Here is a 16,991-nt window from a genome sequence, read left to right on the forward strand (position 1 = left end):
CCAAAGGCATGGTGCGGCATTCCCTCGGAGTTGAGGCATGATCCAGATCATAAACGGCCTGGTCTACGGCAGTTTCCTTTATCTGCTCTCGGTCGGCCTCGTATTGATATTCGGCCTCAGGCGGGTGACCAATTTCGCCCATGGGAGCCTGTTCATGGTAGGCGCCTATGTCTCGTTCGCGGTCGCCGCCTATCTCGGATTCTGGTCCGGGCTGGTGGCCTCGGTGATCGTGCTCGCCTTTCTCGGCGTGCTGCTCGACCGCTTCGTGTTCCGGCCGCTTGCCAACGAGGATGCCGTGGTGACGCTTCTCGTCACCTTCGGCCTTCTATTCGTGCTCGAGGATGTCGTGCAAACCATCTGGGGCAAGGATTACCTGACCGTGTCGCCTCCGCCCTTGCTGTCGGGCGTGCTGCCGATGTTCGGCTCGACCTTTCCGGTCTATCGGCTATTCGTGGTTGCGGTTGCGCTTGTCGTTGCCGTCGGGCTCGCGCTCTGGCTGCGATACAGCAAAGTCGGTCTTTATGTACGCGCCGCGAGCGTCGATCCGGTGACGACAGGGATGCAAGGCGTCGATACCGAGCGCCTCAGTGCGCTCGTCGTAGCGATCGGCGCAGGGCTGGCCGGCCTCTCCGGCACGATCGCCGGGCCGCTCCTTGCGTTGTCGCCGTCGATGGGCGCCTTCGTCATCATCGATTGTTTCGTGGTCGTGGTGACGGGCGGCCTCTCCAGTTTCACCGGTGCATTCATCGCGGCGCTGCTGATCGGGCAGGTGCATAATCTCGGCATCGTATTCATACCCCAATTCGCCTCCATGCTGCCTCTCGCCATAATGACGCTGGTGCTCCTGTTGCGGCCGCACGGGCTCGCCGGAGCCGGCCGATGAGCGCACTCGCATCGGGGACGCGTACGGCCCGGCAACACGCGCCCATTGGAGCGCTCGCTGCTTTCGTCGTGATCAGCGTGGCCGGCATGCTGGTCCCGATGGTCGTCTCCTCGCAGCTTGCCCTCACCTTGATGACGCAAGCCGTCATCACGGCGGTGCTCGCCACGGGAATAGGCTTCCTGATACGGCAATGCGGCCTGACCAGCTTCGGGCACGCGGCCTTCTACGGACTTGCCGCCTATATCGTGGCGCTCAACGGCAAATACGATTTGTTGCCGACCGAGGCCGCCATTATCGCTGCGATCATGCTGCCGGCGGTGTTCGCCTTCGTGGCGGGACTGGGCATCGTGCGCCTCCCCGCGCTCGCGTTCTCGATGCTGACGCTTGCCGTGGCGCAGGCCTTTTACGAAATCTTCCTGAGTTGGCGCGAACTCGCCAATGGCGACGACGGCATGGCGGTGCGCCTGCCCTCCAGGCTGTTCGGCTTGGACATCGCAACCTTCCAACAGCCGAGCAGCATGTTCGTGGTGTGCTGGCTGGCGTTGATTATCATCGTCGCCGGCCTTTGGCTGATTGCGCGCAGCCGGTTCGGCCTGTTGACCGTCGCCATCCGCGAAAACGAGGAACGCACGCGCTTCATAGGCTATGAGACGGTGGTGCCCCGCGCACTGACCTATGCGGTGTCGGCGGCGGTGGCCGCGGTCGCGGGCGTCCTGTTCGTCCTCTATAACGCCTATGTGACGCCGGGCACGCTGCACTGGTCCCTGTCGGGCGAAGGTATTGTCATGGCCGTGATCGGCGGCGCGCATGCCGTCTGGGGCCCGGCCCTCGGCTCGGTAATTTTCTTCCTGCTCAAGGATGCCGCCGGGGACCTGACCGAGCACTGGCCGGCGATCATCGGCATCACGCTGATCGTCGTCACCGTGATGGTGCCGCGAGGCATCAGCGGATTGATCATGACCCTTCTCGGCAAGATGAAGGACGCGCGGCGATGAGCGCTTTCATGCTGGAAGGGATCGACATCTCGCGGCGCTACGGTGGCTTCCGTGCCCTCGAAGATGTGTCTATCGCGCTCGAACCCGGGGAGATCCGCGGGCTGATCGGCCCGAACGGTGCGGGCAAATCGACGTTGATGGATGCGCTGTGCGGGCGCGGCGGCGGCATAACTACTGGCACGGTGCGCTGCGATGGACAGGACATCAGTTCCTTGTCGGAACGCGCCAGGCGTCGCGCCGGCCTCGCGCGCTCCTTCCAGAAGACGAACATCTTTCTCGACCTTACGATACGCGAGCAGGTCGGCCTCGCAGGCGCAATGGCCGAGCATGACAATGGCGAAGAGGTAATGGAGGCGCTGGGTCTCGCTGCCTTCGCCGGGAGCCGCGCCGCCGACATCTCCTATGGCGACCAGCGCCGCCTCGATCTGGCGCTCGCGCTCGTCGGCCGACCTTCGGTACTTCTGCTCGACGAGCCGGCTGCCGGGTTGTCGATCGGCGAATCCATCGCGCTCGCCCGGTTGCTGAAGGAACTGGCCACAAGTTGGGGTGTAACCGTGCTGATCGTCGAGCACGACATGGACGTCATCTTCTCGATCTCCGACCGCATCACGGTGCTTCATCTCGGCAAGATCCTCGCCGACGGGCCGGGCGAGGAAATCCGCGCGAACCCGGAAGTGGTCCGCGCCTATCTCGGCACGAGTGTCACGTGATGCTGCTCGAACTCGATAATGTCGATGCCTTCTACGGCGAAGCGCAGATCCTCCACGGCATCTCGATCGCGGTCGATGCCGGCGAGCGTGTCGCCATCCTCGGGCGCAACGGGGTGGGCAAGACTACCGTCGTCAATGCCTGTACCGGTATCGCGCGCGTGCGAAGGGGGCGGATTTCCTTCTGCGGCAAAACGCTTTCAACGATCCGCCATTTCACGGCGGCCAGAAACGGGATTGCCGTGGTTCCGCAGGGCCGGCGTATCGTTCCCGGCCTCACCGTGCGCGAGAATTTGTTGCTCGGCGCCGCCGTCGGGCGCAAGGGACCCTGGACGTTCGACAGCGTTTGCGCGTTGTTCCCCATCCTGCGCGAACGCGCCGATACGCCGGGAACGGCGATGAGCGGTGGTCAGCAGCAGATGCTTGCCATCGGCCGGGCGCTGATGGCCAACCCCAATCTTCTGGTGCTGGACGAACCGAGCGAAGGCCTGGCCCCCGTCATCGTCGATGAACTGGGCGAAACACTGGTCAGGCTCGGCGCCGGAGAAACGAGCATCCTTCTAATCGAGCAGAATTTCAGCCTCGTCCATGCCGTCGCCGAGCGCTACTACGTCATGTCCAAGGGCACCGTCGTCGAAGAGGGCCGGCTGGAAGGGCTCTCGCGGGAAAGTCTCAAGAAGCACGTCGCGGTTTGATTGCGCTTCGCCAAGGTAAATTCACGATCCAGGAGAAATCACCATGTCGGATGTCTATGCCAAATATCAGCGGCTCCTCTTCGATCGCCCGCATCCGCGAGTGCTGCGCGTTACCATGCATAATCCCGAACGGCTGAACTCCGCCGACGAGATCATGCATGGGGAGCTCGCCACTATCTGGCAGGACATCGACAAGGACCCGAGCGTCTCGGCCGCCATCCTGACCGGACACGGCAAGGTTTTCTCGGCCGGTGGCGATTTCAAGATGATCGACAAGATCATCAACGACTTTCCCACACGCGCGCGCAACTGGAAGGAAGCGCGCGACATCGTCTACAACATCATCAACTGTTCCAAGCCGATCGTCAGCGCCATGCGTGGTCCGGCCGTGGGCGCGGGGCTGGTGTGCGGCCTGCTTGCAGACATCTCGATCGCCACCAAGGACGCCCGGCTGATCGATGGACACACGCGCCTCGGGGTTGCGGCCGGAGACCACGCCGCCATCGTGTGGCCGCTGTTGTGCGGGCTGGCCAAGGCAAAGTACTATCTGTTGCTGTGCGATCCGGTTTCGGGCGCCGAGGCGGAGCGGATCGGGCTGGTCTCGCTTGCCGTCGAAGACGCCGAACTCGACGCCAAGGCGGTCGAGTTGGCGACTCGCCTGGCGGAAGGCGCGCCCAACGCGATCCGTTGGACCAAATACGCGCTGAACAACTGGTTGCGGCAGATGGGGCCGACCTTCGACGCCTCGCTTGCGCTGGAATTCATGGGGTTTTCCGGCCCCGACGTTCAGGAAGGGCTCGCCTCCCATGTAGAGAAGCGGAAGCCGAAATTCGCGCCGGATTCCCCGCTCTGAGCAGGCAGAGGTCCGGACGACAAGGCAAGTGGAAGCGGGATCCCGACCGGGAGCCCGCCAAGGCGAAGGGGAGTGAACGGATATGATTTCGGATCAAGTCGCGAAGCGCCGCCGGGCCATGGTGGCGGGTGGTTTCTGGCCGGACCGGGTTCTGCTCGATTATTTCGATGCGCTGCTTGACGGCACGCCCGAGGCTACGGCGATCGTCGCGCATCAGGCCAGTGCCGCCGCGCTAACCAGGCTGAACTATCGCGACCTTGGCGAACGTGTCGAGCGCATTGCCGTCAATCTTGCCGCCGGCGGCGTGGAAGCGGGCGACGTTGTCTCCTTCCAGTTGCCCAATTGGTGGCAGTTCATCGCGCTCCACCTTGCCTGCCTGCGCATCGGCGCGATCAGCAATCCGCTCATGCCGATCCTGCGTCAGCGCGAACTCGAATTCATGCTCAACCATGCCAATTCGAAAGTCATCGTCACGCCCGCGATTTTCCGCGATTTCGACTATGGTGCGATGATCGCCGGGATGCGTGACAAACTCCCGCATCTTCGCCACGCCTATGTCATCGGCGGCGCGGGCGAGACAAGCTTCGAGCGGCTGCATGAAACGCCGGTCGATAAAGCGAAAGCCGAAGCCCTGTTCTCGGCCCGACGACCGGGGCCGGACGACGTCATACAGATCCTCTATACATCCGGAACCACCGGCGAGCCGAAAGGTGTCACCCATACCTCCAACACGCTGCTCAGCAATCTGATCCCCTATATCGACAGTCTCCATCTGACCGGCGACGACATGGTGCTCATGGCGTCGCCGCTCGCGCACCAGACCGGCTTCCTCTACGGCGTGATGATGCCGTTCCTGCTCGGCTGTCCCGTGGTGCTGGAGGACGTCTGGAACCGCAAGGTGGCCGCCGACCTCTTCGAACAGGAGAAACCGACCTTCACCATGGCATCGACGCCTTTCCTCGCGGACCTGACGGAGGAGGCCGAGACGCGCCCTGAAGCATTCACCTCGCTGCGCATTTTCCTTTCCGCCGGCGCGCCGATCCCTCGCGTTCTGGTCAGGCGCGCGACCGAGAATCTGGGCGCCACCATCGCTTCCGGATGGGGCATGACCGAGAATGGCGCCGTCACGGTGACACGGCCGGAGGACGCACCGGAGAAAGTATTCGAGACCGACGGCCGTTGCCTGTCCGGCATGGAGATCCGGACGATCAATGCCGCGGACAAGCCGGTGATGCCCGGAGAGGAAGGCCGTCTGCAGGTGCGAGGCTGCAGTAATTTCGTCGGCTATCTCAAACGGCCCGACCTCGACAATATCGATGCCGAGGGCTGGTTCGATACCGGCGATCTCGCCCGCATCGACGCCGAGGGCTATGTCAGGATCACCGGTCGCGCCAAGGATATCATCATACGCGGCGGCGAGAATGTCCCGGTGATCGAGATCGAAGGCCTGATCTACAAGCACCCCGATGTCGCCGACGTGGCGATCGTCGCCATGCCGGACGAGAGGCTCGGCGAGCGGGCCTGCGCGTTCGTCACCGCCAAGCCGGGCGCGAGCCTGACGCTGCCGAAGATCACGGAATTCCTGCTGTCGCAACACATATCCAAAACCTACCTGCCCGAGCATCTGGAAGTTCTGGAGGCACTGCCGCGCACGCCAAGCGGCAAGATCCAGAAATTCAAGCTGCGTGACATGGCGAAGGCCCTCAAACCCGAACAGAAGACAGGGAAGATGGGTTAAGCCGCGATGAAAGCCGTTGTCGTCGAGCGCTTTGGAGCACCAAGCGAACTTGCCTTCAAGGAGTGGCACCGACCTGCCGTGAAGGCGGGCGAGGTCCTCGTCGAAGTCCATGCGGCGGGGCTGAATTTCCCCGACGTGCTGGTTGCCGCCGGCAAATACCAGACGCTGCCGCCGCTGCCCTTCGTTCCCGGCAAGGAGCTAGCGGGCATTGTCACGGCGGTCGGCGACGGGGTGGCGAACTTCAAGCGCGGCGATCGGGTCCTCTGCCAGTGCGAGAACGGTGCGTTCGCTGAATTGGTCGCGGTGCGCCAGGAGGATTGCTGCCTGCTGCCCGACGATCTGCCGATGGTCAAGGCGGCCGCCATGGGGCTGACCTACCAGACCGCATGGTTCGGCCTGATGGAACGTGCGCATCTCAAACCGGGCGAGACGGTACTCGTCACCGGGGCTGGCGGCGGCGTCGGCACTGCGGCAATGCAGATCGCCAAGGCGCAAGGTTGCCGCGTGCTCGCCGGGCTCGGCAGCATGGAGAAACGCGACTTCGTCCTCGGGCTCGGCGCAGACGCCGTGATCGATATGAGCGGCGGCGATTTACACGAGAGCGTGCGCCGGCAGGTTCACGGCGCGACCGGCGGCCATGGCGCCGACGTGGTGATCGAGAATGTCGGCGGGGCGGTGTTCGGAGCCTGCCTGCGCGCGCTCGCCTGGGCCGGCCGGCTGGTGGTGGTCGGCTTCACGTCCGGCGAAATTCCCTCGGTCAAGGCAAACTACCTCCTCATCAAGCACATTACCGTCGCAGGCCTGCACTGGAGCGACTATCGCGAAAAGATGCCCGACGCCATGCGGGAAGCACAGGAGGAATTGTTCCGCCTCACCAGCCTTGGGAAGATCGATCCGCCGATTTCGGCCGCAATGCCGATCGAGAAAGTCGCCGCCGGTATGGAATGCATCCTGCAGCGCAAGGTTCGCGGCAAGGTGGTACTGGTTACGGAGCGAGGGCGTGCCGCCGGCATTGCCATCGCGGACGACGCCGGCTGAAGGTAGCGGGGACGTGATACCAGTGGACCGGCGATTACAAACGATCGGAGAAGAAGAAGAGGCCGCCCCGGACGGCTATATCCCATCCACCATACCGGATGGGACGTTCGGCCAGCTTCTCGGCCAACTCTATCAGCGGCGCGGCGGTGGCGGTTTCGCGTTTCGCGTCGATGCGCGACATGGCAATGTCCGTGGCGTCGTCCATGGCGGGATGCTGATGACCATGGCCGACCAAGTGCTAGGCCTGACGGTGCAGGAGGCGATCGGCGGGGGACCGACCGCAACGATCAGCCTCAACTGCGATTTCGTCTCAAGCGCGGAACCAGGCGATCTGATCGAAGGTGCGGCCGAGGTTACGCGGATTACCCGTTCCATAGTGTTCGTGCAGGGCAGGCTGGCATGTGGCGACCGGTTGATTTTAAGCGCGGCCGGCCTTTGGAAACGCCTTGATCCGCGATATTCTGGAACAGATCATCCCATCGGCGATTCGGCTGACGGATCGTCAGACCAGGCCGGGCCCCCATGACGACGCCTCCTACGCTAGAGAGCAAGGCATTCGACCAGACCGTCGTAAAAAGTCAGGTTACCAACCAAAAGCTGGTATCCCGCCGCCGGGAGCAGATTATCGCCGCGGCAGTCGAGCTTTTCTCGGATCAGGGTTACTATCGCACGACCATTCAGGACATCGCGCGCAAGGCCGGCGTCAGCATAGGGCTGATCTATCAATACGCCCAGACAAAGGAGGATGTCCTTCTCCTTTCTCTGATGAGCGTGCTGGAATCCTATCAGCGGGAAATTCCGCGCGCCGTCGATGAAGACGACGACCCGCTAGAAGCGCTGTGGTCCTCGCTTTCGACCTATTGTCGGGTCATCGATCGTCGGCGCAATGCGGCGGTTCTGGCCTATCGCTCCACCAAGTCGCTTCCTCGCGAACAGCGCGAGATCATCATGCAACTCGAGGTGGAGACCAACGAATTCCTTGCCGAGCGGCTGCGGAGTTGCATTGCCGCGGGGCTCTTCCGCAAGATCGATGTCGATCTGGTGACCTACCAACTCGTGCTCTACGCCCATACCTGGGCGCTGAAGCATTGGCGGCTGAGCAAGCTGACCACGATCGACGGCTATATCGAGCACGGGTTCGACTTCTTCGTACACGCCATGGCGACCCCGGCCGGCCTCGTGCACTATGGACAATTCCTTGCCCGGCAACAGACCAAGGCCAAGCCCGTCAGGAAACCGAGGCGACGCAAGACATTGCTGTCCAAGGTCTGACCGGGCACGATCCGTATCGCGATCAAGCACCCCCTGCCCCACTACGAGCGGTCGTCGTCGCCATCTTATTGCGGTTGCCAGCGCTTGACGCGCCAGCGTGCTTCCCCTATTCATTTTGAATGAATGATCATTCACTTTCTGCCGCCATGTTTCACACTGAAATCAAGGACGGCGTACTGGAATTGACGATGGCGCGTCCACCGGTGAACGCCATCAACGGGAATTGGATCGAGGCGTTTTCCGCCATTCTCGATGGGCTCGCCGACAGCCGCGAAGTAGCGGCCGTACTGATCCGATCCGCCGAGCGGGTTTTCAGCGCCGGTGCCGATCTCAAGCTGATGCGCGAGTGTTTCGCCAGCGACGAAGGTCCCGACCGGATGGTGGAGACGGTGCGGCGGATGCAGCGGCTCTACGATCGGATCGAAGCTCTGCCACAGGTGACGATCGCGGAAATCGCCGGCCCGGCTTATGGGGGCGGCTTCGAACTGGCGCTTGCCTGCGATTTGAGGATCTCGGCGGAGACCGCATCGGTCGGCCTGCCGGAAGCCAGGCTCGGTCTCTTGCCCGGCGCGGGCGGCACCCAGCGCCTCTCCCGTCTCGCCGGGCCCGGCATCACGCGCCGCCTGATCCTGACCGCGGAAGTCTTAGACGGACGCCAGGCGCAAGAACTTGGTCTCGTGCAATGGGTGGTGCCGGCGGCGGAGCTTGTCGCTTTCACGAGAGAGATTGCGGAGCGGATCGTGACCATGTCGCCGGCCGCGCTTGCCGCGTGCAAGCATTGCTTCAGCGCCGCCGACGCGGCGCTCCACGACGGCATGCTGATCGAGCTTCTCGAGACGCATAAGCTGCTGAACACCGCCGACACCCGCAAAAGGGTAGCGGCCTTTCTCGATCGGTGAGGAACCAGGCATGAAACTTGACGGTAAAACGGTCGTGGTCACGGGTGCGGCATCCGGGATCGGTGCCGCGACTGCAGAGGCGATGGCGGAGGCCGGGGGTGACATCGTGTTGGCCGACCTGTCGGCCGAAAAGGGCGAGCAGCATGCGGCGGCGCTGCGCGAGCGTGGACTGAAGGCAAGCTTCCTGCCCATTGATGTCGCCTCGGACGAATCGATCGCGGAATTCCGCAAGGCGGTGCTGGCGCGCGGGCCGGTGCATGTGCTGGTCAACGGAGCCGGCTTCGGGCGCGGGCAGGCTTTCGTCGACAACGACCAGGAATTCTGGAGGCGCGTCGTCGATATCAACCTGCTCGGACCGGTCAAGCTGACCCGCGCGCTGCTCGACCCGATGATCGAGCGCGGCTCCGGCAAGATCGTCAATGTCGCGAGCGACGCCGGCCGCGTCGGCAGCGCAGGCGAGACGGTCTATTCGGGCGCCAAGGGCGGGCTGATCAGTTTCTCCAAGGGGCTGGCGCGCGAGATGGCGCGTTATTCGATCAACGTGAACTGCGTCTGCCCCGGCCCGACCGAAACGCCGATGCTGATGGCCCTTCCCGAAAAGCATCTGGAAGCCTTCAAGCGGGCCATTCCGATGCGCCGCTTCGGCCAACCGCAAGATGTCGCCAACGCCATTCTGTTCTTCGCTTCCGACCGTTCCGACTACATCACCGGCCAGACGCTCAGCGTCTCCGGCGGTCTGACGATGGCGTGAAGGCTCAAGACGAGAGGAAAACCAGTGAATAGTTTCAAAGCCGCCGGATATCAGGCAACGCATTTCAAATGGGAGGTGGCGGGGAAGGTCGCGACCGTCACGCTGAACCGCCCGGAACGCAAGAACCCGCTGACCTTCGAAAGCTATGCCGAACTGCGCGATCTGTTCCGTCAACTGAGCTACGCCGACGACGTCAAGAGCGTTGTCGTCACCGGCGCCGGCGAGAATTTCTGCTCCGGCGGCGACGTCCATGAGATCATCGGCCCGCTTGTCAGGATGCAGGAAGCCGACGACATGCCGGGTCTCCTCGCCTTCACGCGAATGACGGGCGATCTGGTCAAGGCGATGCGGCACTGCCCGCAGCCGATCATCGCTGCCGTCGACGGCATCTGCGCGGGCGCCGGCGCGATCCTTGCCATGGCATCCGATATGCGGCTCGGCACGCCCCGCGCCAAGACGGCTTTCCTGTTCGTCCGCGTTGGGCTTGCCGGCGCGGATATGGGCGCTTGCGCCATCCTGCCCCGCATCATCGGCCATGGAAGGGCGTCGGAATTGCTCTACACCGGTCGCTCGATGTCGGCGGAGGAAGGCGACAAATGGGGCTTCTTCAACCGGCTCGTCGCGCCGGAGGAACTGTTGCAGCAAGCACAAAAGCTTGCCGCCGAAATTGCCGACGGACCGACCTTCGCCCATGGCGTCACCAAGACCTGCCTGCACCAGGAATGGGCGATGGATATCGATTCCGCCATCGAGGCGGAGGCGCAGGCACAGGCGATCTGCATGCAGACCAAGGATTATGGCCGCGCCTATCGCGCTTTTGTCGCCAAGCAGCGGCCGGTGTTCGAGGGGAACTGACTATCATCAGTTTCCCTCTTTCAATTCCGCTATCGGAGGCCGCGTCATGATCCTCAATGAGCAACAGACCATGATCCGCGACATGGCGCGACAGTTCGCGCAGGAGCGGCTTGCGCCGAATGCGGCGAAATGGGATCGCGAAAGCCATTTCCCGGCCGAAGAAATCCGTGAGATGGGCCGGCTCGGCCTGATGGGCATGAACGTGCCGGCGGAATGGGGCGGCGCGGGTGCCGATTATATTTCGACCTCGCTGGCGCTCGAAGAGATCGCGGCGGGCGATGCCGCCACCGCCACGGTGATGAGCGGGCACAATTCGGTCGGCTGCATGCCGATCGCCAGCTTCGGCGATGACGAGCAGAAGGAGCGCTTCCTCCGGCCGATGGCCGAGGGTCGGATGCTTTCCGCCTTCCTGCTTACGGAAGCACATGGCGGTTCCGATGCCGGCGCCTTGGCGACGAAGGCAGTACGAGACGGCGACCAGTACATCCTCAGTGGCGGCAAGCAGTTCATCACTTCCGGCAAGAACGCCGATGTGGCGCTGATCTTCGCCCGCACCGGCCCGCAGAGCGGCACGAAAGGCATCTCCGCCTTCATCGTCCCCACCTCCAGTCCCGGCTATACGGTGGTGCGGGTCGAATCCAAGCTCGGCCAGCATGCTTCCGACACTTGCCAGATCGCCTTGAACGATGTGCGCGTGCCGGTAGAGAACCGGCTCGGGCCGGAGGGCGCGGGCTATCGTATCGCGCTTTCCAACCTGCAAGGCGGACGTATCGGTATCGCCTCGCAGGCGCTCGGCATCGGGCGGGCGGCGTATGAGGCAGCGTTAAGCTATGCGCGCGAGCGCGTGGTGTTCGGCAAACCGATCATAGAGCATCAGATGACAGGTTTCCGGCTCGCCGCGATGGCGACCCGTATCGAAACCGCGCGTCAGATGGTACATCATGCGGCGGCACTCGCCGATGCGGGCGAAGCCTGTCTGATGGAGGCATGCATGGCGAAGCTCGTCGCCTCGGAAGCGGCGGAATGGGTCTGTTCCGAAGCGATCCAGACGCTTGGTGGCTACGGCTACCTCACCGATTATCCGCTGGAGCGCTATTACCGCGACGCGCGCGTCTGCCGCATTTATGAGGGCACCAACGATATCCAGCATCTGGTGATCCTGCGCGAGATGCAGAAGCGCCATGCCGCCTGAAGCCGCCGCGCCGCATCCGACGCCGCTCCCGCTCGCCGGCGTGCGCGTGCTCGACTTTTCAAACCTGCTGCCCGGCCCGCTCGCCAGCCTCTTGCTTGCCGATGCCGGCGCCGAAGTGCTCAAGGTCGAGCGGCCCGGAACCGGCGATGAACTCCGCGGCTACGAGCCGGCGTTCGGGTCCACCAGCGGCAATTTTGCCCTGCTCAACCGGGGTAAGCGCGGCCTGACCGCAGACCTCAAGGACAAGGGCGACCGCGCGCATGTCCGCGAGCTTGCGCTGTCGGCCGACGTTCTGATCGAGCAGTTCCGTCCTGGCGTGATGGAGCGTCTCGGCCTCGGCTACGCCGAACTCTCCAGGGAAAATCCAAGGCTGATCTATTGTTCGATCACGGGTTACGGTCAGACCGGCACCCGTTCCCAGCAGGCGGGGCACGACCTCAATTACATGGCCGAAACCGGCCTGCTCGGCCTGACGCGCGCAGCCGACGGCGCGCCGGTGCTGCCGCCGGTGCTTGCCGCCGACATTGCGGGCGGCGCCTATCCAGCGGTGATGAACATCCTGCTTGCTCTGCAGCAGCGCGAGGCGAGCGGGCGCGGCTGCCATCTCGACGTCGCCATGAGCGACAATCTGTTTACGCTTGCCTATTGGGGCCTTGCCGGCGGACATGCCGGGCAATGGCCGAAGCCCGGCGGCGAACTCGTCAGCGGCGGCTCGCCGCGCTACCAGATCTACCGCACGGCGGACGGGAAGTATCTTGCGGCGGCGCCGATCGAGGAACGTTTCTGGCAGGTGTTCTGCGAGCGCATCGGCCTTCCCGCCCACGAGCGCGACGATGCGCGCGATCCGGATGCCACGCGCGCCCGCATCGCGGATTTGATCGCGGGCAAGACAGCCGAGGCGTGGCGAACGATCTTCGCCGGCGCCGATGTCTGCGTCTGCGTTGTGGCCTCGCTTGAGGAGGCTGCCGCCGACCCCGCCTTCCGCGAACGCGGGCTGTTCCGGCGTTCAGTTACCGACGACGCGGCCCGGATGACGGCGCTGCCGCTGCCCATCGACGAACATCTGCGCGACCAGACCCAAGCACGCGGCTTTCCGGATCAGGGCACCCGCCGCACCGGCTGGTCGTCGCCCTGAATGGCATTTAGGGGTGAGCGGCGACCTTCCGTTCAAGCCTCTCTCGCAGCGACCACCGCCTTCAAATCGTCAACGGCCTCCGGATTGACGAGACCGGAAAGGTCGCCGACCACCTGGCCGAGCCAGACCGCGCGAACCACGCGGCGCATGATCTTCATGCTGCGGGTCTTGGGCACGTCTGAAACGAAGGCGACCGCCTTTGGCCGGAACGAGGCGCCGAGCGCGGCCACCACCGCTCGCTTCAGGCTGTCGGCGAGTTCCGGCGTCGCGGAAACTCCGCGGGCCGGTACGCAGACGCAGACCACGGCGGAGCCTTTGATATCGTCGGGTACGCCGATGACGGCGGCCTCCGCCACCTTGCCAGTGGCAAGCAGCGCCGCCTCGATCTCGGACGGTCCGGTACGTTTGCCGGCGATCTTGATCGTGTCGTCCGAACGGCCGTGCACGTACCAATAGCCTTTCTGGTCGACGGATGCGAAATCGCCGTGGATCCAGAGATCCGGAACCTTTGACCAATAGGTCTCGATGAAACGCTCCGGCGCATTCCACAGGCCGCGTGACAACCCGATCGACGGGATGGTCAATGCAAGTTCGCCGACTTCGCCGCGTGGCAACGGCGCCCCGGCGTCGTCCACAACCGCAGCGCCCATACCGGGGATCGGTCCGGCAAAGGCGCATGGCGGAACATTGCGATCAAGCATGTTACCGGAGAGGATACCGCCGCCGATTTCGGTGCCGCCGGAATAGTTGAGGATCGGCGCCCTTCCCTTGCAGACCTTCTCCAGGAACCAGTTCCAGGCTTCCGGCGTCCAGGGTTCGCCGGTGGAGGCGGTAACGCGCAGTTTGAGCAGGTCGTAGGCTTCCACCACTTCCGGCGGCTGCTGGATGAAATTGCGCACCATGGTCGGCGCGACGCCCAGGAAAGAAATGTCGTAGTCCTGCGCCAACCGCCAGAGCCGGCCGGGATCGGGAAAGTCCGGGGTGCCTTCCGCCAGTACCATGCCGGCGCCGACGAGCGGCACCGCGGCCGCCAGGATCGGGCCGGTGAGCCATCCCATGTCGCTCATCCACAGGAGGCGGTCAGCGGGGGTCAGGTCCAGCATGACGCCGAAATCGAGCGCGGCCTTTGTCATGAAGCCGCAGTGGGTGTGCACGGTGCCCTTCGGCTTGCCTGTGGTACCTGAGGTATAAGCGATCATGGCTGGCGCATCCGCCGGCATCTCGGCGGCAGGGCAGCTTTCCCCCGGGCCGACCAGATCGTGCCACCAGAGCCGCGCGCCGGACAATTTGTCCGGATGGCGTGCGACGACGATGACATGCGCGAGAGATGGGATTTCAGGCGCGGCGGCGTCGACCGTCTCCACCATGGCAATCTGCTTGCCGCGCCTATAGGTGACGTCGACCGTCACTACCGCCTTCGCCTCGGCGTCGGAGAGCCGCTCTATGAAAGCCTGCGGTCCGAAACCGGAGAAGACCGGCAACGCGATGGCGCCGATCCGGGTGATAGCGAGGAAGGCCGCAATCGTTTCCGGCAAGAAAGGCATGTAGATGCCGACCACATCGCCCGCCCCGATGCCGAGCCGCTTCAGGCCGGCGGCGGCGTGCTCCGCTTCGGCAACGAGTTGGCCGTAGGTCCAGGAGCGCTTCTCGCCATCCTCACCTTCCCAGAGAATCGCGATCTTCTCCGGGAAACCGCGCTCCAGCGCCCGCTCCATGCAATTATAGGCGAGGTTCGTGGTTCCCCCGACGCACCATTGCGGCCATGCCGTGCCTTTCGAGACATCCAGCACCTGCTTGAAGGGCTTGAAGAATTTCAGGTCATGGAACGCCATGACGGCCGGCCAGAACCATTCAGGGTCTCGATCCGCGCGCTCGACCAGCGCCGCGTAATCGGAAAAGCCGTGTTGCTTCATGAAGCGTTCGAGCTGCGGCGCGGTGTCTGGCATGGCTCAGGCCCCCTGCTCCGTATCGAGCACGACGACACGCGCCATGCGCGTCGCCATGAATGCCTTCATCTCCTGATGAATTGGAGAAGCCTGATAGGCGTCATGCGCCGCGGATGAATCGAACAAAGCGACGATGCCATGTGTCAGGCCGTCGCTACGGTTTGCCTTGTTTTCGGCAAGGAAATAGCTCTGCACCCCCTCGCATTCAGCCTTGATGCGCGCGACGTATTCCTGCGCCCTGGCGAAAAACTCCGGGCCGGTATCCGGCGTGAAGTTCATCAACAATATATGGTGAAACATACGAAGGCTCTCCAAACCGGTCATGCATCCGTGATGCATGGCCCTCTTCCATTCAACCGGCGGTCCAGCCGCCATCAACGACGAGTGAGGTTCCTGTCATCAGCGCGGAGGCATCGGACGCCAGAAATACGACCGCTCCCATGAGATCTTCCACAGCGCCGATGCGGCCGAGCCTGATCCGTGACAGGACACGTGCCTTGAACTTCGGATCTTCCAGGCTGGGCCGGGTCATCTCCGTCTCGATGAAAGTGGGGCAGATGCTGTTGACCCGGATACCCTCCGGCGCGAGGTCGACCGCCATTGCCTTGGTCATGCCTTCGACCGCGAATTTGGTCAGTGTGTAGACCGGCCGCCCCTTCGTGGCCATGTGGCCGGCCTGGGATGAGATATTGACGATGGAACCCTTCACGCCCTCGGCCGCCATGCGCCGCGCCACCGCCTGCGCCGTGAAGAAGGCAGCGCGCACATTGAGTTGCAGGAGCGCATCGAAATCCGCCTCCTCGACCTCGAGGAACGCGCCGGGCCGATTGGTTCCTGCATTGTTGACCAGGATATCGAAGGGCGGCAACACATCCAGGGCGCGTTTGACGCCGGCGCTGTCGCAAACATCCAGCGCCAGTGCGTGTGCCCGGCCACCCGCGGCGCGGATCGCGGCAGCGGCTGCTTCGATCTCGCTTTCGGTGCGGGCGGCAAGAGTAACCTTGGCTCCTGCCTCTGCGAGCGCGGCGGCGGCAGCCAACCCAATGCCTCGGCCGGCACCTGTGACGAGCGCTCGCTTGCCATCAAGGCGAAAGCTGGGGGTCGTCGGCAGCTTCATCGTGTACGAACCCGTCGGGAAAACAACGGCGAAGCTCGGCGCATTGGCTTTGGCGGCAAAAGGGAGCCTCCTCGTCAGGAAATGGTCAGGCCGCTGTCGACCGCAAGGATGTGGCCCGTTGTACGCGCCGACTCGTCCGAGGCGAGAAACAATGCGGCGTTAGCGACATCCGCCGGTTCCGCCAAATCCACCAGATGGCGTTCGACGAGCTTCCGTGTCGCTTCGCTGGCGGCAAGTTGGGCCATCACACGCGGCGTGCGTGTCGTGCAGGGTGCGACGGCGTTGACGCGTACCTTGTGCGGCGCGAACTCGACCGCCATGGAACGCGTCAGCGCTACGATCGCACCCTTGCAGGCCGTATAGGCATCTTTGCCCGGCCATCCCATCAAAGCCACGACCGAGGCCGCGTTGATCACTGAACCGCCACCGGCCTTGACGATCGCGGGGATCGCATGCCGGCTGGCGAGCCATGTTCCCAGCAAATCCAGCTTGACGGTGCGCCAGAATTCGTCGATCGGCGCCTCCGTCAATGGCCCGTCCGCCATCGTGGAGCCGCCTGCATTGTTGTAAAGGACATGCAGTGCCCCGAAATGCCGGACCGTTTCCGTGACCGCGTTTATAACGCTTGCCTCGTCGGTCACGTCGGTCTGTATGAACAGCGCCTCGCCGCCCGCCTTCGTAATCGCATCCGCCGCTTGCTGGCCTGTCCCACTGTCATATTCGGCGATGACGACCCGCGCGCCTTCCTTGCTGAAAAGCTCCGCCGTGGCGCGGCCGATGCCGCCTCCCGCACCGGTGATCAGCGCAACCTTGCCTCTCAGACGTTCCATGGCGCCTCGGACTCCAGATCATCCTGCCCATGCCAGCGCCGGCGGCGCCGCACAGGCCACGCTCCAGACGATGGGAGCGCCGCAA

Annotated in this window: 19 protein-coding genes; 14 read left to right on the top strand and 5 right to left on the bottom strand. The window is 63.8% G+C overall.

All coding sequences use genetic code 11. The features are described from left to right. Nucleotides 1-37: 37 nt before the first annotated feature. The 7 genes from RBH77_RS21765 to RBH77_RS21795 all read left to right on the top strand — a co-directional run bounded on the left by RBH77_RS21765 (nucleotide 38) and on the right by RBH77_RS21795 (nucleotide 6,909). A complete protein-coding gene (locus RBH77_RS21765; RefSeq protein WP_311029651.1) occupies nucleotides 38-883 on the top strand; it encodes a branched-chain amino acid ABC transporter permease in 846 nt (281 codons plus the stop codon). Continuing rightward, nucleotides 880-1,878, top strand: coding sequence for a branched-chain amino acid ABC transporter permease (locus RBH77_RS21770; RefSeq protein ID WP_311029652.1), 999 nt, complete (start codon nucleotides 880-882; stop codon nucleotides 1,876-1,878). Before RBH77_RS21765 ends, RBH77_RS21770 begins: the two co-directional genes overlap by 4 nt. Next, entirely contained in the window at nucleotides 1,875-2,588 is a 714-nt protein-coding gene (locus RBH77_RS21775; RefSeq protein WP_311029653.1) for an ABC transporter ATP-binding protein, read from the top strand. The genes RBH77_RS21770 and RBH77_RS21775 overlap by 4 nt, the downstream gene beginning before the upstream one ends. Next, the gene (locus RBH77_RS21780; RefSeq protein WP_311029654.1) at nucleotides 2,588-3,280 is read left to right on the top strand and encodes an ABC transporter ATP-binding protein; all 693 of its coding nucleotides are present in this window, start codon (nucleotides 2,588-2,590) and stop codon (nucleotides 3,278-3,280) included. Before RBH77_RS21775 ends, RBH77_RS21780 begins: the two co-directional genes overlap by 1 nt. Nucleotides 3,281-3,323: 43 nt before the next feature. After that, nucleotides 3,324-4,133: an enoyl-CoA hydratase/isomerase family protein gene (locus tag RBH77_RS21785; protein WP_311029655.1), complete on the top strand. Its 810-nt coding sequence runs from the start codon at nucleotides 3,324-3,326 to the stop codon at nucleotides 4,131-4,133. Nucleotides 4,134-4,215: 82 nt separating this feature from the next. Further along, entirely contained in the window at nucleotides 4,216-5,871 is a 1,656-nt protein-coding gene (locus tag RBH77_RS21790) for an AMP-binding protein (RefSeq protein ID WP_311029656.1), read from the top strand. A 6-nt stretch (nucleotides 5,872-5,877) separates the two neighbouring features. Further along, nucleotides 5,878-6,909, top strand: coding sequence for an NADPH:quinone oxidoreductase family protein (locus RBH77_RS21795; RefSeq protein WP_311029657.1), 1,032 nt, complete (start codon nucleotides 5,878-5,880; stop codon nucleotides 6,907-6,909). A 34-nt stretch (nucleotides 6,910-6,943) separates the two neighbouring features. On the opposite strand, the gene RBH77_RS21800 is transcribed toward RBH77_RS21795, so the two are convergent. Continuing rightward, on the bottom strand, nucleotides 6,944-7,114 hold the full coding sequence (locus RBH77_RS21800) for a hypothetical protein (protein WP_311029658.1): 171 nt from the start codon (nucleotides 7,112-7,114) through the stop codon (nucleotides 6,944-6,946). Between the two features lie 12 nt (nucleotides 7,115-7,126). Here RBH77_RS21800 and RBH77_RS21805 point away from each other — a divergent pair, with 12 nt between their 5' ends. From RBH77_RS21805 to RBH77_RS21835, 7 genes are all read left to right on the top strand, one after another. Further along, nucleotides 7,127-7,435 carry a PaaI family thioesterase gene (locus tag RBH77_RS21805; RefSeq protein ID WP_311029659.1) on the top strand — a complete coding sequence of 103 codons (309 nt, stop codon included), beginning with the start codon at nucleotides 7,127-7,129 and terminating at the stop codon, nucleotides 7,433-7,435. Then, nucleotides 7,432-8,181, top strand: a complete 750-nt coding sequence (locus tag RBH77_RS21810; RefSeq protein ID WP_311029660.1) for a TetR/AcrR family transcriptional regulator — start codon at nucleotides 7,432-7,434, stop codon at nucleotides 8,179-8,181. Before RBH77_RS21805 ends, RBH77_RS21810 begins: the two co-directional genes overlap by 4 nt. Nucleotides 8,182-8,369: 188 nt before the next feature. Continuing rightward, nucleotides 8,370-9,080 carry an enoyl-CoA hydratase/isomerase family protein gene (locus RBH77_RS21815; RefSeq protein ID WP_311029661.1) on the top strand — a complete coding sequence of 237 codons (711 nt, stop codon included), beginning with the start codon at nucleotides 8,370-8,372 and terminating at the stop codon, nucleotides 9,078-9,080. 10 nt (nucleotides 9,081-9,090) lie between these two features. Further along, entirely contained in the window at nucleotides 9,091-9,831 is a 741-nt protein-coding gene (locus tag RBH77_RS21820) for an SDR family NAD(P)-dependent oxidoreductase (protein ID WP_311029662.1), read from the top strand. Between the two features lie 24 nt (nucleotides 9,832-9,855). Beyond that, on the top strand, nucleotides 9,856-10,686 hold the full coding sequence (locus RBH77_RS21825; RefSeq protein ID WP_311029663.1) for an enoyl-CoA hydratase family protein: 831 nt from the start codon (nucleotides 9,856-9,858) through the stop codon (nucleotides 10,684-10,686). Nucleotides 10,687-10,732: 46 nt separating this feature from the next. Beyond that, nucleotides 10,733-11,878: an acyl-CoA dehydrogenase family protein gene (locus RBH77_RS21830; protein ID WP_311029664.1), complete on the top strand. Its 1,146-nt coding sequence runs from the start codon at nucleotides 10,733-10,735 to the stop codon at nucleotides 11,876-11,878. Then, nucleotides 11,868-13,013, top strand: coding sequence for a CaiB/BaiF CoA transferase family protein (locus RBH77_RS21835; protein ID WP_311029665.1), 1,146 nt, complete (start codon nucleotides 11,868-11,870; stop codon nucleotides 13,011-13,013). Before RBH77_RS21830 ends, RBH77_RS21835 begins: the two co-directional genes overlap by 11 nt. A 32-nt stretch (nucleotides 13,014-13,045) precedes the next feature. Here the strand turns inward: RBH77_RS21835 and RBH77_RS21840 are convergent, their stop codons facing one another. The 4 genes from RBH77_RS21840 to RBH77_RS21855 form a co-directional block, all read right to left on the bottom strand. Further along, nucleotides 13,046-14,959, bottom strand: coding sequence for an AMP-binding protein (locus RBH77_RS21840; protein WP_311029666.1), 1,914 nt, complete (start codon nucleotides 14,957-14,959; stop codon nucleotides 13,046-13,048). Nucleotides 14,960-14,962: 3 nt separating this feature from the next. Further along, nucleotides 14,963-15,259 (bottom strand): Dabb family protein, encoded by a 297-nt coding sequence (locus RBH77_RS21845; RefSeq protein ID WP_311029667.1) that lies wholly within the window; start codon nucleotides 15,257-15,259, stop codon nucleotides 14,963-14,965. Nucleotides 15,260-15,311: 52 nt separating this feature from the next. Next, on the bottom strand, nucleotides 15,312-16,076 hold the full coding sequence (locus tag RBH77_RS21850; RefSeq protein ID WP_311029668.1) for an SDR family NAD(P)-dependent oxidoreductase: 765 nt from the start codon (nucleotides 16,074-16,076) through the stop codon (nucleotides 15,312-15,314). 74 nt (nucleotides 16,077-16,150) lie between these two features. Continuing rightward, nucleotides 16,151-16,906 (bottom strand): SDR family NAD(P)-dependent oxidoreductase, encoded by a 756-nt coding sequence (locus RBH77_RS21855; protein ID WP_311029669.1) that lies wholly within the window; start codon nucleotides 16,904-16,906, stop codon nucleotides 16,151-16,153. Nucleotides 16,907-16,991 lie beyond the last annotated feature (85 nt).

The sequence above is a fragment of the Mesorhizobium koreense genome (assembly GCF_031656215.1).
GTDB classification, from domain to species: Bacteria; Pseudomonadota; Alphaproteobacteria; order Rhizobiales; family Rhizobiaceae; genus Mesorhizobium_L; species Mesorhizobium_L koreense.

Excerpts from the sequence above, each read along its gene's own strand:
- RBH77_RS21775 (WP_311029653.1), top strand. The coding sequence starts at position 1,875 with ATGAGCGCTTTCATGCTGGAAGGGATCGACATCTCGCGGCGCTACGGT.
- RBH77_RS21840 (WP_311029666.1), bottom strand. The coding sequence starts at position 14,959 with ATGCCAGACACCGCGCCGCAGCTCGAACGCTTCATGAAGCAACACGGC.
- RBH77_RS21800 (WP_311029658.1), bottom strand. The coding sequence starts at position 7,114 with ATGGACGACGCCACGGACATTGCCATGTCGCGCATCGACGCGAAACGC.
- RBH77_RS21795 (WP_311029657.1), top strand. The coding sequence starts at position 5,878 with ATGAAAGCCGTTGTCGTCGAGCGCTTTGGAGCACCAAGCGAACTTGCC.
- RBH77_RS21815 (WP_311029661.1), top strand. The coding sequence starts at position 8,370 with ATGGCGCGTCCACCGGTGAACGCCATCAACGGGAATTGGATCGAGGCG.
- RBH77_RS21835 (WP_311029665.1), top strand. The coding sequence starts at position 11,868 with ATGCCGCCTGAAGCCGCCGCGCCGCATCCGACGCCGCTCCCGCTCGCC.
- RBH77_RS21765 (WP_311029651.1), top strand. The coding sequence starts at position 38 with ATGATCCAGATCATAAACGGCCTGGTCTACGGCAGTTTCCTTTATCTG.
- RBH77_RS21805 (WP_311029659.1), top strand. The coding sequence starts at position 7,127 with ATGACCATGGCCGACCAAGTGCTAGGCCTGACGGTGCAGGAGGCGATC.
- RBH77_RS21780 (WP_311029654.1), top strand. The coding sequence starts at position 2,588 with ATGCTGCTCGAACTCGATAATGTCGATGCCTTCTACGGCGAAGCGCAG.
- RBH77_RS21820 (WP_311029662.1), top strand. The coding sequence starts at position 9,091 with ATGAAACTTGACGGTAAAACGGTCGTGGTCACGGGTGCGGCATCCGGG.
- RBH77_RS21845 (WP_311029667.1), bottom strand. The coding sequence starts at position 15,259 with ATGTTTCACCATATATTGTTGATGAACTTCACGCCGGATACCGGCCCG.
- RBH77_RS21785 (WP_311029655.1), top strand. The coding sequence starts at position 3,324 with ATGTCGGATGTCTATGCCAAATATCAGCGGCTCCTCTTCGATCGCCCG.
- RBH77_RS21850 (WP_311029668.1), bottom strand. The coding sequence starts at position 16,076 with ATGAAGCTGCCGACGACCCCCAGCTTTCGCCTTGATGGCAAGCGAGCG.
- RBH77_RS21855 (WP_311029669.1), bottom strand. The coding sequence starts at position 16,906 with ATGGAACGTCTGAGAGGCAAGGTTGCGCTGATCACCGGTGCGGGAGGC.
- RBH77_RS21770 (WP_311029652.1), top strand. The coding sequence starts at position 880 with ATGAGCGCACTCGCATCGGGGACGCGTACGGCCCGGCAACACGCGCCC.
- RBH77_RS21790 (WP_311029656.1), top strand. The coding sequence starts at position 4,216 with ATGATTTCGGATCAAGTCGCGAAGCGCCGCCGGGCCATGGTGGCGGGT.
- RBH77_RS21810 (WP_311029660.1), top strand. The coding sequence starts at position 7,432 with ATGACGACGCCTCCTACGCTAGAGAGCAAGGCATTCGACCAGACCGTC.
- RBH77_RS21830 (WP_311029664.1), top strand. The coding sequence starts at position 10,733 with ATGATCCTCAATGAGCAACAGACCATGATCCGCGACATGGCGCGACAG.